The organism is Desulfovibrio aminophilus DSM 12254 (assembly GCF_000422565.1).
In the GTDB taxonomy this organism is placed as follows: domain Bacteria; phylum Desulfobacterota; class Desulfovibrionia; order Desulfovibrionales; family Desulfovibrionaceae; genus Aminidesulfovibrio; species Aminidesulfovibrio aminophilus.
In genome coordinates, this window is the sequence record NZ_AUMA01000006.1 from 269061 (window position 1) to 284140 (window position 15080).

The window sequence follows — 15080 nt, forward strand, 5'->3', positions numbered from 1 at the left end:
GATCCGGGGAATCAGCCCTGCTTCACGCACATGATGGTGAAGTACTTCTTGCCGCCGCGTTTGATCCGTTCCACCCCGTGGATGTCGCTCTCGTATCCCGGGAAGAGGTTCTCGAAGTCCTGCCGGGCCAGGAGGTAGTCGAAGATGGGCGCGGCCTTCTTGTTCATGATCTCGCCGCCCATCATGACCGGGATGCCCGGGGGATAGGGCACGGTCATGACCGCCGGGACGCGGTCACGCATGTCCTTGAGCTCCACGTACTCCACGTTCTTGCGCACCACCGCGTGGTAGGCGTCGGCGGGCTTCATGGCCTGGTCCGGGATGACCTGGAAGGCGGCCTGCATCTTGTCCAGCAGATTGTGGTCGCGGATGTGGCGGTGGATGGCGTTGCAGTGGTCCCTGAGCCCGACGCCCCGGTAGCAGGGATTGTCGCGCGTCAACTCGGGCAGGACCAGCTCCAGGGGGGCGTTGTCGTCATAGAGGTCCTTGAACTTGAGCAACCCAGATAGGAGGGCCCCCTGCTTGGCCTTGGTGGTGCCCATGGAGTTCAGCAGCAGGAAGGAATAGTAGTCCGTCTTTTCGCAGACGATGCGGTGGCGGATCAGATAGTTGGTGACGATGGCCGCGGGAATGCCCTCCTCGCTCATGCCGCCCTTCTCATCCAGGCCGGGCGTGGTGAAGGTGAGCTTGATGGGGTCGAGCATGGCGTAGTTCTCCTCCATGTCCTCGAACCCGTGCCAGTCGTCCTTGGGGCTGAAGATCCAGGGCTGCTGGTTCCCGGCCAGGTACTCCGCCGGGACGTTCTCGAAGTCGCAGGGCTTGCCGTTGTAGATGACCTTGCGCGGCTGCCACATGTCGAAGAACCACTCGCCCGCCTTGCGCATCTCCTTGGCGATCCGGGCCACCTTGCGGCGGATGTGCACGGCTTCCAGGATGGTGTCGCTGATGATGATCTCGCCGCTGTCGTCCATCATCTTGGTGGCCACGTCCAGGGAGGCGATCATGCTGTATTGCGGCGAGGTCGAGCCGTGCATCATGTAGGACTCGTTCAGTTCGTCCCGGTTGACCGAGACGTGGCTGCCGTTCTTCACGTGCAGCATGGAGGCCTGGGAAAAGGCCATGAGCAGCTTGTGTGTGGACTGGGAACAGAAGATGGGCGGATGCTCCGTGTTCACCTCGTCGTCAGCCATGCCGTAGTGGTCCTTGTACATGGGATGGAAGCGGGCGTACGCGTACCAGGCCTCGTCGAAGTGCAGGTTCTCTACGCTCTTCTTGAGCTCCTTCTTGATGTTGATGACGTTGTAGCAGATGCCGTCGTAGGTGGAGTTGGTCAGGGCCGACATCTTCACGGCGTTCTTCTTCAGCCCGGCCGGGATGAGCTTGTTGTCCTGGATCTTCTTGCGGATGGTCTTGGCCGAGAACTCGGAGAGTCGGCAGGGGCCGATGATGCCGCGCTTGTTGCGTCGGGGCACCATGTAGACCGGATAGGCCTCGGTGATGACCATGGCGTAGTTCAGGGACTTGTGGCAGTTGCGGTCCACAAAGGCGATGTCGTCCCGGATGAGCTGGCTGCGCCAGATGATCTGGTTCACGTTGGAGGTGCCGTTGAGCACGTAGAAGGTCAGGTCCGCCCCGAAGACCCGGGCGGAATTGCGCTCTGCGTCGCCCACCACCCCACTGTGGTCCAGCAGGGAGCCCAGCTCGGGCACGGAGATGGAGAGATCGGAGCGGAACACGTTCTCGCCGAAGAACTTGTGCATGGCCACCCCGGCCGGGCTCTTCAGGAAGCCCTCCCCGCCCATGTGGCCCGGGGTGTGCCAAGCGTACTTGTATTCCCGGGAATACTCCACGAGCATGCCGAAGAAGCTCGGGTACACGCTGAGGATGTAGTCAACCAGGAGCTTTTCGATGCGTCCGGCCAGGAATTCGATGGTGTCGGCGGTCTTCCAGATGCAGTCGTCGATGCGGCCGAGCACGTCCGTGGGGATGTTCTCGATCTCCCGGCGTTCGGTGAGCAGAACCACCGGCACGCCGCGGTTGCGGCGGCGGATGCCGTCCAGCAGTTCCTCCGGTGGCATTTTTTCTCCAATATCCTCCTTCTGGATGTCCCAGTCGATGACCACCACCCCGAGGTCGGCGCGCGAGGCGAACATCTCCAGCGCGTCCTCGTAGCTTTGGGAGGTCAGGACGGAGCACTCCTGCACCTGCTCCAGTTCTTCCTCCAGGGCGCGCAGCCGCAATCCCTCGTCCGTTGGCGCGTCGAACTGTTTGGAAACGATCAGGACCGGCCAGCTGTGCTTGGTGATCTTCATCCAGCATCTCCTTGGTGAGGTTTCGCGCCGTGCCGTCGCATGCCGTTGCGGACGCGTTATCCGTCCGGACGGACGGTCTGAATCCGTTGTACAGTGCGTTCGTGATCTTCTCCTGAGACGTTGCATGCGTCCAGCCGCGCCGAAAAAGCCGTGAGGCCAGAAAACAGGGTGCGGAGCGTGGAATCGGAATCCGATACGAGCCAGGAGCCGACTCGCATGGATGATACTGGAGTCTATACGCGTTGCGCGCGTCGCGCGTCAAATGGACAATGCGGAGTGGGTGAAAAAAATACCGAGCGGGAAAATGCGGGATCAGAGCGGGCGGATCATGAGCGAGACGGTCTTTTTCCCGTTTTCCGTGTCCTGTGTGCCCGCTTGGCGGAAGCCGAAGCGCTCGTGGAAGGCCAGGGAGCCGGGGTTGGCGGGCTGAAGGTTCACTTCGCAGGTCAGGACCGGGGCGCGGCCGGTTGAGAAATCGATGACGGCGCGGTAGAGGGCCGAGCCCACGCCCAATCGGCGGGCGCTTTCGGCCACCACCACACGGTCGATGTAGCAGAATCCGGGATAGCGTTTCTTGAACCAGAGGAAGTTCGGACTGGCGTAATCCGCTTCCGGGGTCATGGCCAGGAGGAAGCCCAACGGGCCGGAATCATCTTCGGCCAAGTGGAAGAAGGCGGCCTGGGCGGTCAGTCGCCGAAGTCCGGCGACCCCCACGTCGTTGACGTTGGGCACGGCGGCGCGGTTGAGCCGGTCCAGGGCGGGGAGGTCGCTGTCTGTGACGGGGCGCAGGCGCATGAGAAAGTCTCCTAGATGAACAGGCGCAACAGGCCGAGCCCGAGGAACAGGAACAGAGCCGTGAGCGCGGCCGTGAGCAGGCAGAGCTGGAACAGGGTCTCCAGCTTGTCCCCGTCCCAGAAGCCCCCTTCCGGGCCGATCCAGGGCTTGTCCTTCGTCCTACCGAAGTAGATCGCCGGGCCGCCCACGCGTGCTCCGCAGAGCCAGGCAGCCGCGCTCATGGGCCAGCCTGCGTTGGGGCTTTCGCTCTCGCTCGCGGCGGCGGCGACATGGGCCTTCGCCGCGCGCCAGTCCAGGTCCATGAGCGCGCCGGTGAGGATCATGACCAAGGCCGTGATCCGGGCCGGGATGTAGGCCAGCAGGTCGTCCAGCCGGGCCGGGAACTTGCCCAGGCGCTCGTAGCGCTCATCGCGGTAGCCCCACATGGAGTCCAGAGTGCTCACGGTTTTGTGGAACCAGAGGCCGCCAGGGCCTAGCAGGCAGAGCCAGAAGAATGGAGCGACGAAGGCGTCGTTCAGGTTTTCGCTCACGGTCTCGGCCAGTGCCCGGCGTACGCCGTCGGCGTCGAGATGCGCCGTCTCACGGCTGACCAGTCCGGAAAGGGTCACGCGCGCCCCAGGCAGATCGCCCTTTTCCAGCTGACGGGCCACGGCGCGGCCGGAGTCCAGAAGTCCTCTCAGGGCCAAGCCGCTCCAGGCGAGATAGAGGGCGACGAGCCAGCCGACCCAGGGCAGGCGGGAAAGATCGTGGGCCAGGGCGGCCGCGCCTCCGGCCAGGATCAGGGTGCTCAGACCGCCCCAGAAGAACAGGCCGCCGGGCATGAGCCGCCGCCCCCAAATTTCCAGGCGGTCGGCCACCAAGCCGAGTCCACGCACGGGATGAGGCAGGCGGGCCGGATCGCCCCAAAGCAGATCCAAGGCCAAGGCCAGCAACGGCAGGAGCGTAAGGAAAACGGTGGTCACGTGGCGGCTCCGGGGACGAAAAGGGAGGGCGGCCGAGGCCGCCCTTCCCGGTGTCTAGCTCTCGAAGTAGGATCGGAGCAAGGCGCTGCGGATGGGATGGCGCAGCTTGCGCAGGGCCTTGGCCTCGATCTGGCGGATGCGCTCACGGGTGACGTTGAAGAGCTTGCCGACCTCTTCCAGGGTGTGGTCGCTCTTCTCGCCGATGCCGAAACGCTTGCGGAGCACCTGCTCCTCGCGTGGAGTGAGGTCCGAGAGAACCTTGGCGATCTGCTCCTGGAGCTTGGTGGACACCACCTCCTCGGCGGGAGCGGCGGCCTTCTTGTCCTCGATGAAATCGCCCAGGCTCGAGTCTTCCTCGTCGCCGATGGGCGTCTCCAGCGAGATGGGCTCCTTGGCGATCTTGAGAACCTTCTTGACCTTCTCCACCGGGTAGTCCATGCGCTCGGCGATCTCCTCCGGCGAGGGGTCGCGGCCCAGCTCCTGGACCAGATAGCGGGAGGTGCGGATGAGTTTGTTGATGGTCTCGATCATGTGCACCGGAATGCGGATGGTCCGCGCCTGGTCCGCGATGGCCCGGGTGATGGCCTGGCGAATCCACCAGGTGGCGTAGGTCGAGAACTTGTAGCCCCGCTGGTACTCGAACTTGTCCACGGCCTTCATCAGGCCGATGTTGCCTTCCTGGATCAGGTCCAGGAATTGCAGGCCGCGGTTCGTGTATTTTTTGGCGATGGAGACCACCAGGCGCAGGTTGGCCCGGATGAGTTCCTGCTTGGCCCGCATGGCCGCCTGGTTGCCCCGGGTGATGCGCCAGAGCACCTCTTCCAGGTCGTTCACCGTGTGGCAGCACTTGTCCTGGAGCCGCTTCATGATCTCCAGCTTGCCCGCCAGCATTTCCTTGAAGGAGAAGAACTCCTCCACGGTCATGTTGAGCACGTCGGCGGCCACCACGGGGTTCACGTCCCGGGCGTCCACCTGGCGGAACAGGGTCTCGATCTCGGCCTTGGTCTTGCCCACGGAGAGCACGTAGGCCGAGAGGTCGCGCTGGCAGTTGTGCATCTGCCGCACGTAGTCGCCCACGGTCTCGATGATCCGGTCGATGAGGGTCTTCTCCAGCTTGATATCGCGCAGGCGCTGGACCACCTCTTCCTTGAAGCCCAGGATCTCCTTCTGCACGCCCGTGACCCGGCGGTTCAGCTCGGCGCAGGCGTCCAGCTTGTCGTAGACCTTCTTCTTTTTCTTGAAGATGCCCTTGATCTCGTCCAGGAGGAAGATGACCCGCTGGCGCTGGTTCATCTCGTCCTCGGAAGGGTCGTCCTCCTCGATGGTCTTGACCACGTCCTTGAGCTTGATTTTGCCGTTCTTGAGATCCTCGCCCACCTGGATGAGTTCCTCAAGAGCGACGGGCACTTCGACGAGTGAGTACAGAACCTCCATCTCGCCGTTCTCGATCTTCTTGGCGATGACCACCTCGCCCTCGCGGTCGAGCAACGGCACCGCGCCCATCTCGCGCAGGTACATGCGCACCGGATCGGTACTGCGCGAGGAATAGTCGGAAACGTCGTCGTCCCCGTCGCTGACGAGCTCGATGTCCAACTCGTCGGACTCGGACTCGGAGGGCTCGGCGGAAAGCTTCTTGCCGCTTTCCTCCGTGTCCACGATGACGATGTTCATCTGGTCGAAAATGCTATGGACCTCTTCCAGCTGATCGGGCGAACTGATCTCCGAGGGCAGCGCCTTGCTGACCTCTTCGAAGGTCAGGAAGCCGTTCTTTTTTCCCTTGGCGATCAGGGACTTGATCTGCTGGATGTCCTTAATGTTGTTCATCGTCCCTCCCTAGGAACACGTTCAGGGCCTGCAAATGCTCCTGGGCCTGGCGGGAATCGCCCTCCTTGAGAGCCTCCCGCAGGGCTTCCGTCAGCTGCCTTCTGGCGTGCTTTTCATGGCTCTCGGCCACCCGGTCGCAGATGTACAGCCACTCGTCCTTCAACATCTCGCCGGTGAGCGTGTGCTCCGCACGTTCCTGACGGCAGCGAGCCCAAAATTTCTTCTCGCTTTCGTCGAGCCAGGACACCAGTTCCTGGCCATCGTGCAAGCGGATCTTCTCCCACAGGCCCCGGGCCCAGTCCGTGATCAGGACGCGTTCAAATCCCCGGTCGGCCAAGTCCCGAACGTATTCGGGGTACTGGATGGGGAACCGCAGGTACTCGCGGTCGTTCTTGTCGTCCTTGCCCACGGGCCGCACGGCGGCCAGCGGCGCGCGCTCCCTGGGGGCATCGCGTCCGGCCCGGGAGGTTCCCAGCGCCTGGCGCAGCTCCACCTCGGAGACGCCCAGCCCCGACACCAGCCGAGGCAGATAATAGGCCCGCAGACCGTCGTCCGCGAGCTTTTCAAAAAAATCCTTGGCCCAGGCCATGGTCTCCCGGGGCGCGAACTGGTCGCGCAGGGTGTCCAGGGCGAAGGTCAATCCATCCTTGGCGGCCTTGAGACATTTTTCAAAACCTTCGGGGCCCTCCTTCTGGAGCACGCTGTCCACGTCCTCGCCCTCAGGCAGCAGGATCACCCTGCAGGCCACCCCTTGCAGGAGGATCATTTCGCTGGACTTCAGGGCGGCCTTGCGGCCCGCGTTGTCGCCGTCGAAGACCAGATCCACGCGCGAACAAAAGCCCGCAAGGCGGCGCACCTGATCACCGGTGAGGGCCGTGCCGAGAACCCCGCAAGCGTCGGTGTAACCGAACTGGTGCAGGGAAAGCACGTCCATGTAGCCTTCGGTGAGCAGGGCCCGCTTGCTGCGGGTCATGGTCGGGCGGGCTTGGTACAATCCGTAGAGATGCTCTCCCTTTTTATAGATGGGGGTATCGCTGCTGTTGAGATACTTTGGTTCCCCTTCACTAATGATTCTGCCGCCAAAGGCAATAACCCGACCTGATAAATTCTGGATGGGAAAGATGAGTCTTGCACGGAACCTATCGTAAATGTTGCCTTTATCATTTTTCGACAGGAGTCCGGCCTCGACCCCCAGCTCCGGCGTGTGGTGTTTGGATTGGAGGAATTGGTCCAGGGCGTGCCAGTCGTCCGGAGAGTAGCCCAGACCGAAGGATTCCACGATGCGCGGCTCGATGCCCCGCTGGGAGAGGTAGGCGCGGGCGGCCCGGCCCTCGTTCTTGCGCAGGAAGGCGCGGAAAAAATCCCGGGCCTGTTCGTGCATGTCCAGGAGGATCTTCTTGCGCCGTTGCCGCTCCTGGGCCTCGGGATCCTCGCGCTGGTCGCCCAGATCGACCCCGGCCTCGGCGGCCAACTGCTCCAGGGCCTCGCGGAACTCCAACCCGTTGATGCGCTTGTAAAAGTCGATCACGTCGCCGGAAGCTTGGCAGCCGAAACAGTAGAAGAAGCCCTCCTCATCGTTCACCGACATGGACGGCTTGGTTTCCTGATGGAAGGGGCAGGCTCCCATGAACCGCCCCGAAACGGGCCGCAGATCCACGTAGCGCCGCACCACGTCCGAAAGGACGAGCCGGGATTTGACGGCCTGGATGGCCTGTGGATTCATGCGTCCGTCCCTACTTGAGCGTCGCTTCGGTCATGCCGTCGCCGCCCCGGTCCTCGGGGGCCAGGGCAAAGGCGTTCACGGCGGGGGATTGCCGCAGAAATTCATGCACTTCGCGGCGCAGCGCTCCGGTGCCCCGGCCGTGGATGATTTCCACGCTGCCGGTTCCGCGCAACAGCGCGTCGTCCAGGAAGCGTTCCAGAAGGCGCAGGGCCTCGTCGGCGCGTTGCCCGCGAAGGTCCAGAACCTGTGTGGGGCCGGAGGCCGACGGCACGGCTGCGGTGAAGCTTTGGGAAGCGCCGGTCTGAGCCGCCGGGCCCAGGTCGGATTCCTTGACCCAAAGGGACAGGCCGTCCAAGTCCACCTTGACCTGGCGCTTGCGTTCGTCCTTCTCCTGCACCGAGCCCTGACGATCCCAGGGGAGATAGCGGACGGTCAGACCGGAGCGCAGATCGTCCCAGCCGAGGGCTGGAGTCGCTGTCTCCGCGGCGAGGGTTCCGGTGTCCACCAGCCGTTCGCGCGCGTCGGAGAGCTTCTTCAAGGCCTGCTTGCGACCGAGCTTGCCGCTCTTCCACTCGTGCAGCACTGCCTGCGCCTGGGCCTTGATCTCATCCATGAGGCCGGAGCGTTCGCGGGCGAACTCGGCCTCCAGTGTGGCGCGCTTGCGGCGCAGCCGTTCCCGCTCATCGGCCAGGGACCGGAGTTCCTTGTCCCGGGCCACGGCCTGGGAGTTGAGCCGGTCCAGGACCGCCGTGGTGTCCGAGCCGTCCAGCAGAAGATACTGCGCCGCACGGTCCAGGATGGCGCCGGGCAGGCCGTGCTCCCTGGCCACCTCCAAAGCGATGCTCGCGCCGACCTGGTCGTAGGCCAGGCGGAACAGCGGCCGCTTGGTGTCCGGGTCGAAGAGCACACTGGCCGCGCGTACGCCCTCGGCGGCCAGCGCGTGCGCCTTGAGGGCCGGGAAATGGGTGGCCACCATCACGGTGGCGCGGCGTTCCAGCAAGCTGTCCAGTACCGCTTGAGCCAGCGCCGCGCCCTGGGTGGGGTCCGTGCCGGCGCCGAATTCGTCTAGAAGGAAGAGCGTTTCCGCGTCCACTTGGTCCCAGACCCGGGAGAGGTAGCGCACCTGGGCCGTGAAGGTGCTCACGTGATCTTCCAGACTCTGTTCGTCGCCCAGAACCACGAAGATGTCGCGCCAGACCGGGATGCTGCTGCCCACGCCCACGGGCACGGGCAGGCCGGAGAGTCCCATGAGCGCGATGAGCCCCAGGGTCTTCAGGCAGACGGTCTTGCCGCCCGCGTTGCCGCCGCTGATGACCAGGGCGTGCTGACCGGGCTGCAGCTTGATGTCCAGGGGGACGGCCCGGTCCCTGTCCAGAGCCAGGAGCGGATGACGGGCCTCCAGCAGGCGGGGCGGCAGATCCGGCTCGATGTCCAGGGTCCGGCCACCCAGGGCCAAGCCCAGGCCCACCTTGGCCAGAAGCACGTCCAGGCGCACCAGGGCCCGGTAACAGCCGATGACGGCGTCTCGCTCCTGGCGCACGATGCCGGTGAGGAATTCCAGAACCTTGCGTTCCTCGCGGCGCTCTTCCTGCTTCAGTTCCTGGAGTTGATTGTTCATCTCCACCAGGAACATGGGCTCGAAGTAGCAGGTTTCGCCGGTCTGCGAATAGTCGTGAATGATGCCCGGGAAGCGGCCCTTGAAATTCGCCTTGAGCGGCAGGACATAGCGGTCCGAGGAGATGGTCATGAACTCGTCCTGGAGAAAACGGGACAGATCCTCGCCCAGGATGAAGTCTTTGACCCTCTTGGTGCAGCGCTGGTGGATGGAGCGGATTTCGCCGCGCACGGCCAAGAGGCCGGGAGAGCTTTCGTCGCGCAGGCGGCCCTCGTCGTCCAGGCAGCGCCGGACGGCGGACCAGACCGTGGCGGGCCAGGGGGCTCGGGCCACGGCGTCGAGCAGTTCCTCCCATTCCCGTTCGCCGCAGGATTGCAGCGCTTCGCGGGCGGACTTGGCCTGCTCCAGGGTCTTCAGCAGGGCGAACAGATCGTCCTGATCCAGAATGGCCGTAGGACGTTCAAGGATGGCCGCCAGGCCGTCGAGGGGTTCGAAGGTATTCAGCCGGAAGCCGGTTTCGGCGCGCCAGGACATGGCCTGCTCCAGCAGGCGGTTCTGCAGGCGCACGGACATCTCATCGCCCAGGGGCGCGAGGGCGAGACAGGCGTTTTCCCCGGCCGTGGAAACCGCGTGGTCGGCGAGAACCCGCAGCACCTTGGGGAATTCCAGCAACTGAAAGGTTCTGGATTCCATGAATGTGTGTCGGTCAGGCCGAGAGCCGTCCACGGACCAGCGCGCTGGCTTTCTTGCCGTCCACTTGGCCCTTGTGGGCCTCCATGACGGCCTGCATCACACGGCCCATGTCCTTGAGGCCGGAGGCGCCCAAGGCGGCGATGGCCGTGTCCACGGCGGCGGCCAGTTCCTCGTCGGAGAGAGCCTTGGGGAGATAGTCGGCGAGCTGTTCAAGCTCGGCTGCTTCCTTTTCGGCCAGGTCCGGACGGTGACCCGCGTTGAACTGTTCGATGGATTCGCGGCGCTGCTTGACCTGTTTGGCGATGACGTCGAGTATCTCGCCGTCCTCCAGGGGGCGGCACAGTTCGACCTGACGGTTCTTGATGGCTGTCTTGAGCATTCTCAAGACAGCCACCTTGACCGATTCCTTGGCCTTGTAGGCGGCGACGAAGTCGCTTTCGATCCGTGCCTGGAGGCCCATTACATCATCTTCATTTTGCGGAGTTTTTTGACGAGCCGCTTCTTGGCGGCGGCCTTCTTCTTCTTGCGCTGAACGCTGGGCTTTTCATAGTGCTGACGCTTCTTCAGCTCGGAGAGGATGCCAGCCTTCTCGACCTGCTTCTTGAAACGACGCAGGGCCACATCGAAGTTATCGGAATCGTCGAGAACGATACCGGGCATGGGGACATCACCTCCTCGCGGCCGGCGTCAGGGTTGAAGAAAGACGCTCGGCAAATTTTGCAAAAGAGACAAATAGGCCTTTTCTTGCCTGAAGGCAAGAAAAAACCGCCTCCGAATGCTGGGAGGATGTCAGGCGAAGCGCATCATTTTCCGGTGTCCATAATGGGAGCCCGCCCGGAGATGTCCGGGCGGGCTTCAAACCAGAAAACGCTTTGCCGTCGAGAAAACCCTAGTGATGGTGGCTTGCGCCGCCGTCCCCGCAGGAATCCCACCAAGCTTTCAGGATGCAATACCCCATGCCGGCGGCGATGAAGCCCAGCACGATGTAGAGAACCCCGAAAAACACGGCATGGTCGGCCTGCCACCAGGGAAGGTCCATGGGCAGAGGGCTGTGAACGGTTTCACCGTGGAGCATGTCGGACTCCTACTTTACTTAACGGCGTCCTTGAGCAACTTGCCGGGGCGGAACTTCACGATCTTGGTGGCCGGGATCTTGATGGTGGCGCCGGTGCGGGGGTTGCGGCCCACGCGGGACTTGCGCTGCTCGACCAGGAAGGTGCCGAAGCCGGTGAGGGTCAGCTTCTTTTCCTTGACCAGGGTGCCTTCCACGGTCTCCAGGAAAGCGTTCAGGGCGCGCTCGGCGTTCGCCTTGGTCAGGTTGGCCTTCTCCGCGATTTTGACAACCAGCTCAGCCTTAGTCATCAGTCCTTCCTCCTCAATAGGTTTTCGACGATGATACTCTCGTCAAAGCGTGACCACTTTTCCGCCGGGAGCCTTGAAGTTCGCCGATTAACGCATGTTGTGCATGTACTGCAAACTTCGCGGGCTGTCTAGCGGGCTCCAATTCTAACATAAGGCCCAGCGATGCCCGAAATTGCTCACCTTCGCAATTTGCATCACCTGAAAACAAGATTTTCCACGCGAAGTCAAGCGAAAAAGTGATCCCCAAACCGCTCGGCCAGACCCAGAAAGTGGCGAGGAGACAAGTTTTCCGGCCTCAGGGTTCCGCTCAGGCCCTGTTCCGCGAACCATTGGCCAACGCCGTCTTCCCATTGTGATTTCAATATGTTGGCAAGCTGCTTGCGGCGTTTCTGAAAGCAGCCGTGGAGCAGCTTGGCCAGACGCTCGGCCAGGGCCGGATCGGGCCGCTTCGCCAACGGGGAAAAAAGCACCACGCCGGAGTCGACCTTGGGCCTGGGGCGGAAGACGGCCGGCCCTACCTTGAACAGGAGCGAGGTGGCGGCGAAGTTGCGCACCCAGGCCGTGAGTGCTCCGTAATCGCCAAAGCCGGGTTCGGCGGTCAGCCGCCGGGCCACCTCGTACTGGACCATGAAAACGGCTCGGCCATAGTTCCGGGCGCGGGAGACGAAGTCCCAGATGAGGGGCGACGCTATGTTGTAGGGCAGATTCCCTACTATTTTATAGAAGGGGGCGTCGAGGGATTCCCAGCGATGCTCCAAGGCGTCGCCTGCCAGGATCTCCAGGCTTGGCCAGCGATCCGGCAGGGTTCGGGCGAGCTCGCGGTCCTTTTCCAATGCTTGGAAGCGGGCGGGGCCGGCGGCGATGATCCATTCCGTAAGAGCCCCTCGCCCAGGGCCGATCTCCAGCACATGGTCTCCGGTGGCGATCTCCAGAGCGGCCACGATGCGCCGGGCGGTGTTGGGGTCTTGCAGGAAGTTCTGCCCCAGGCTTCTCTTGGCGAACGGCATGGGGTTTTCTAGCCCAGAGCGGATCAACTGGCAACGCGGTCCGGCACGTTGACAACGATTTCCGGTCCGCCGTACAACCCTCCATCCAGAGATGAGGAGGGATTGCATGGACCTGCGTGAACTGATTCGGGACATCCCCAATTATCCCAAGGAAGGCATCGTCTTTTTCGACATCACTCCCCTGCTGGGAGACGGCCGGGCGTTCAAGCAGTCCATTGAAGCCCTGGCCGAGCGCTTCGCGGACAAGGGCGCGACCAAAATCATGGCCGCGGAGGCGCGGGGTTTCATCTTCGGCGCGCCCCTCGCTTATCGCTTGGGCATCGGCTTCGTGCCTGTGCGCAAGCCCGGAAAATTGCCCTACAAAACCCGCTCCGTGACCTATGACCTGGAATACGGCACGGACACCCTCTGCATGCACGAGGACGCCGTGGCCCCGGGCGAACCGGTGCTGCTCATCGACGATCTGCTGGCCACCGGCGGCACCACCAACGGCATGCTCCGTCTGGCCCAGGGCGCGGGCGCCGACGTGGTCGGCATCGGCTACCTCGTGGAGCTCGGTTTCCTGGACGGCCCCAAGCAGCTTCTGGGGCACTATTACGAGTGTCTGCTCAAAATCTGACAACCACATCGGACCCCCCCATGCTCAAAATCGGCGTCATCGGCGGCAGCGGCCTGGACAGCGCGGACGTGCTTCAGGAAAGCCATGAAGAGCGCGCGCTCAAGGACATGCACGATATCGAGGTATCCACACCCTATGGCCCGCCCAGTTCGTCCCTGCGCGTGCTGCATCTCTTCGACAAGGAGGTGTATCTCCTGGCCCGCCACGGAAGGGAGCACACCATCCCGCCCGGCCAAGTGAATTACAGGGCCAACATTCAGGCCCTCAAGGACCGGGGCTGTGACTGTATTCTGGCGACCACGGCCGTGGGCTCCCTGCGGCGGCGCATCGAACGCGGCGACCTGGTGATCCTGGACCAGTTCATCGATTTCACCCGACGGCGGATCAACACCTTCCACGACCAGTTCCAGCCGCACAATCCGGTGCATACGCCCATGCCCGATCCCTTTCACGACGGTCTGCGGGAACAGTTCATCGCCGCGGGACGGAAGCTCGGCCTGAAACACCATGAGCGCGGCACCGTGGTGACCATCGAGGGACCACGCTTCTCCACCCGGGCCGAGTCGCACATGTTCCGGGCCTGGGGCGCGGATGTGATCAACATGAGCGTCGCGCCGGAGTGCGCCCTGGCCAACGAGGCCGGTCTACCCTACGCGGCCGTGGCCATGAGCACGGACTACGACTGCTGGAAGGAGGACGAAGCGCCCGTGACCTGGGAGCAGATCGTACGGATATTCACCGATAACGCCTTGAAGGTCACCAGCCTGCTCCTGGAGACCATCCGCAACTTGCGGATCTAGTCCCGCCGGCGCGACGGCATGCCGACTCCCCTCATTCCCTGCGACCTTCTCCTGCGCGCGTCCCGGATCGTGACCCAGGACGCGCGCAGGCGTGTTTTCGAGGACGCCTGTCTGGCCGTTCGGGACGGCCGCGTCCTGGACGTGGGCCCGTGGGAGGCCACGGCCTCGCGCCACGCAGCCACCGAGGTCCGGGACTTGGGCGCGGCACTGGTGTTGCCCGGCCTGATCAACGTCCACGCCCACGCCTCCATGACCCTCTTCCGGGGATTGGCCGACGATCTTCCGCTCATGGACTGGCTTTCCCGGCATATCTGGCCCTTGGAGGCCAAGCTGTCGCCGGAGCTGGTGCGCCTGGGCGCACAGGCGGCCTGCGCCGAAATGCTCGCCACAGGCGTCACCTGCTTCGCGGACGGCTACTTCCATGAACGGCAAGTATTGGCGGCGACACGGGAAGCGGGCATCCGCGTCGTTCTGGGCGAAGGCTTTTTCGGTTTTCCTTCTCCCATGTTTCCAACGGCCCGGCATTGCTGGGACGTGGTGGAGGGCCTGCGCGAAGCCACCCGGGACGATCCGTTCGCCCGGATCATGCTCATGCCCCACGCGACCTACACCACCACCTCGGAGAGTCTGCGCGAGAGCATGGCCCTGGCCGAATCCCTGGACTGCCCCTGGCACATCCACTGCGCCGAGTCTCCGGCCGAAACGTCCAGCTGTCTGGAGATGTTCGGTCTGCGGCCCGTGCCCTACCTGGACTCCCTGGGTTGCCTGCGGCCGCGCACCATCCTGGCCCATTGCGTGGACCTGAACGAGGAGGAGATCGCCCTGGTGGCCGCAAGGGGCGCCAAGGTGGCTCATTGCCCCAGCAGCAACATGAAGCTGGCCAATGGCGCGGCTCCGGTCCAGAGATTCCTGGACGCCGGGATCGTCGTGGGCCTGGGCACGGACGGCGCGGCCAGCAACAACTCCCTGAATCTCTTTACTGAGATGCGTCACGCGGCCCTGCTGCAGAAGCTGCTCCTCCTGGACCCCGGAGCCCTTCCGGCCCAGGCCGTACTGGATATGGCCACACGCCAGGGCTCGGCCTGCCTGGGCTGGCCCGGCATCGGCAACCTGGAGCCCGGCAGCCGGGCCGACCTGCTGGTTCTGGATCTTTCCTCCCCCAACCTCCAACCTCTGCACAACCCCGTATCCCAGGCGGTCTACGCGGCCCACGGCGGGGAGGTTCGGTTGGTCCTGGTGGACGGACGCGTGGTGTATCAGGACGGCAGACCGCTGGGCATCGACCTCCCGCTTTTGCGCCGAGAACTGGCCGGGGCCGTGCGGTGGATGCGTGAGCACCGGGCCTGAAGCCAGGGCTTGACAAAACAG

At 63.7% G+C, this 15080-nt stretch carries 14 protein-coding genes; 3 read left to right on the forward strand and 11 right to left on the reverse strand.

Translation table 11 applies throughout. From position 1 onward, the window contains the following. Positions 1-11 precede the first annotated feature (11 nt). The 11 genes from H587_RS0103305 to rsmA form a co-directional block, all read right to left on the reverse strand. Positions 12-2312 carry an Orn/Lys/Arg family decarboxylase gene (locus H587_RS0103305; RefSeq protein ID WP_027175056.1) on the reverse strand — a complete coding sequence of 767 codons (2301 nt, stop codon included), beginning with the start codon at positions 2310-2312 and terminating at the stop codon, positions 12-14. Positions 2313-2624: 312 nt separating this feature from the next. Then, on the reverse strand, positions 2625-3107 hold the full coding sequence (locus H587_RS0103310; protein WP_027175057.1) for a GNAT family N-acetyltransferase: 483 nt from the start codon (positions 3105-3107) through the stop codon (positions 2625-2627). An 11-nt stretch (positions 3108-3118) separates the two neighbouring features. Then, the gene (cbiB, locus tag H587_RS0103315; protein WP_027175058.1) at positions 3119-4069 is read right to left on the reverse strand and encodes an adenosylcobinamide-phosphate synthase CbiB; all 951 of its coding nucleotides are present in this window, start codon (positions 4067-4069) and stop codon (positions 3119-3121) included. 54 nt (positions 4070-4123) lie between these two features. Next, positions 4124-5893: an RNA polymerase sigma factor RpoD gene (rpoD, locus tag H587_RS0103320; protein WP_027175059.1), complete on the reverse strand. Its 1770-nt coding sequence runs from the start codon at positions 5891-5893 to the stop codon at positions 4124-4126. Continuing rightward, on the reverse strand, positions 5880-7616 hold the full coding sequence (gene dnaG / locus H587_RS0103325; RefSeq protein ID WP_027175060.1) for a DNA primase: 1737 nt from the start codon (positions 7614-7616) through the stop codon (positions 5880-5882). The genes rpoD and dnaG overlap by 14 nt, the downstream gene beginning before the upstream one ends. A 10-nt stretch (positions 7617-7626) precedes the next feature. Then, the gene (locus tag H587_RS0103330) at positions 7627-9924 is read right to left on the reverse strand and encodes an endonuclease MutS2 (protein WP_027175061.1); all 2298 of its coding nucleotides are present in this window, start codon (positions 9922-9924) and stop codon (positions 7627-7629) included. A gap of 13 nt (positions 9925-9937) precedes the next feature. Continuing rightward, positions 9938-10384 (reverse strand): GatB/YqeY domain-containing protein, encoded by a 447-nt coding sequence (locus H587_RS0103335; protein WP_027175062.1) that lies wholly within the window; start codon positions 10382-10384, stop codon positions 9938-9940. Continuing rightward, entirely contained in the window at positions 10384-10584 is a 201-nt protein-coding gene (rpsU, locus tag H587_RS0103340) for a 30S ribosomal protein S21 (RefSeq protein ID WP_027175063.1), read from the reverse strand. Before rpsU ends, H587_RS0103335 begins: the two co-directional genes overlap by 1 nt. 229 nt (positions 10585-10813) lie before the next feature. Continuing rightward, the gene (locus H587_RS0103345) at positions 10814-10999 is read right to left on the reverse strand and encodes a hypothetical protein (protein WP_027175064.1); all 186 of its coding nucleotides are present in this window, start codon (positions 10997-10999) and stop codon (positions 10814-10816) included. 14 nt (positions 11000-11013) lie between these two features. Further along, entirely contained in the window at positions 11014-11289 is a 276-nt protein-coding gene (locus H587_RS0103350) for an HU family DNA-binding protein (protein ID WP_483782824.1), read from the reverse strand. A gap of 221 nt (positions 11290-11510) precedes the next feature. Next, positions 11511-12293: a 16S rRNA (adenine(1518)-N(6)/adenine(1519)-N(6))-dimethyltransferase RsmA gene (gene rsmA / locus H587_RS0103355; RefSeq protein WP_051202400.1), complete on the reverse strand. Its 783-nt coding sequence runs from the start codon at positions 12291-12293 to the stop codon at positions 11511-11513. Between the two features lie 106 nt (positions 12294-12399). Between rsmA and H587_RS0103360 the strand changes: the two genes are divergently transcribed. From H587_RS0103360 to H587_RS0103370, 3 genes are read left to right on the forward strand one after another with little or no spacing between them, the layout of a single operon-like run. Further along, positions 12400-12912, forward strand: a complete 513-nt coding sequence (locus tag H587_RS0103360; RefSeq protein WP_027175067.1) for an adenine phosphoribosyltransferase — start codon at positions 12400-12402, stop codon at positions 12910-12912. 20 nt (positions 12913-12932) lie between these two features. Further along, positions 12933-13712 carry an MTAP family purine nucleoside phosphorylase gene (locus H587_RS0103365; RefSeq protein WP_027175068.1) on the forward strand — a complete coding sequence of 260 codons (780 nt, stop codon included), beginning with the start codon at positions 12933-12935 and terminating at the stop codon, positions 13710-13712. 18 nt (positions 13713-13730) lie between these two features. Then, positions 13731-15059, forward strand: a complete 1329-nt coding sequence (locus tag H587_RS0103370; RefSeq protein ID WP_027175069.1) for an amidohydrolase — start codon at positions 13731-13733, stop codon at positions 15057-15059. The last annotated feature ends 21 nt before the right edge of the window (positions 15060-15080 follow it).

Excerpts from the sequence above, each read along its gene's own strand:
- H587_RS0103305 (WP_027175056.1), bottom strand. The coding sequence starts at position 2,312 with ATGAAGATCACCAAGCACAGCTGGCCGGTCCTGATCGTTTCCAAACAG.
- H587_RS0103310 (WP_027175057.1), bottom strand. The coding sequence starts at position 3,107 with ATGCGCCTGCGCCCCGTCACAGACAGCGACCTCCCCGCCCTGGACCGG.
- rpoD (WP_027175059.1), bottom strand. The coding sequence starts at position 5,893 with ATGAACAACATTAAGGACATCCAGCAGATCAAGTCCCTGATCGCCAAG.
- dnaG (WP_027175060.1), bottom strand. The coding sequence starts at position 7,616 with ATGAATCCACAGGCCATCCAGGCCGTCAAATCCCGGCTCGTCCTTTCG.
- H587_RS0103330 (WP_027175061.1), bottom strand. The coding sequence starts at position 9,924 with ATGGAATCCAGAACCTTTCAGTTGCTGGAATTCCCCAAGGTGCTGCGG.
- H587_RS0103335 (WP_027175062.1), bottom strand. The coding sequence starts at position 10,384 with ATGGGCCTCCAGGCACGGATCGAAAGCGACTTCGTCGCCGCCTACAAG.
- rpsU (WP_027175063.1), bottom strand. The coding sequence starts at position 10,584 with ATGCCCGGTATCGTTCTCGACGATTCCGATAACTTCGATGTGGCCCTG.
- H587_RS0103345 (WP_027175064.1), bottom strand. The coding sequence starts at position 10,999 with ATGCTCCACGGTGAAACCGTTCACAGCCCTCTGCCCATGGACCTTCCC.
- rsmA (WP_051202400.1), bottom strand. The coding sequence starts at position 12,293 with ATGCCGTTCGCCAAGAGAAGCCTGGGGCAGAACTTCCTGCAAGACCCC.
- H587_RS0103360 (WP_027175067.1), top strand. The coding sequence starts at position 12,400 with ATGGACCTGCGTGAACTGATTCGGGACATCCCCAATTATCCCAAGGAA.
- H587_RS0103365 (WP_027175068.1), top strand. The coding sequence starts at position 12,933 with ATGCTCAAAATCGGCGTCATCGGCGGCAGCGGCCTGGACAGCGCGGAC.
- H587_RS0103370 (WP_027175069.1), top strand. The coding sequence starts at position 13,731 with ATGCCGACTCCCCTCATTCCCTGCGACCTTCTCCTGCGCGCGTCCCGG.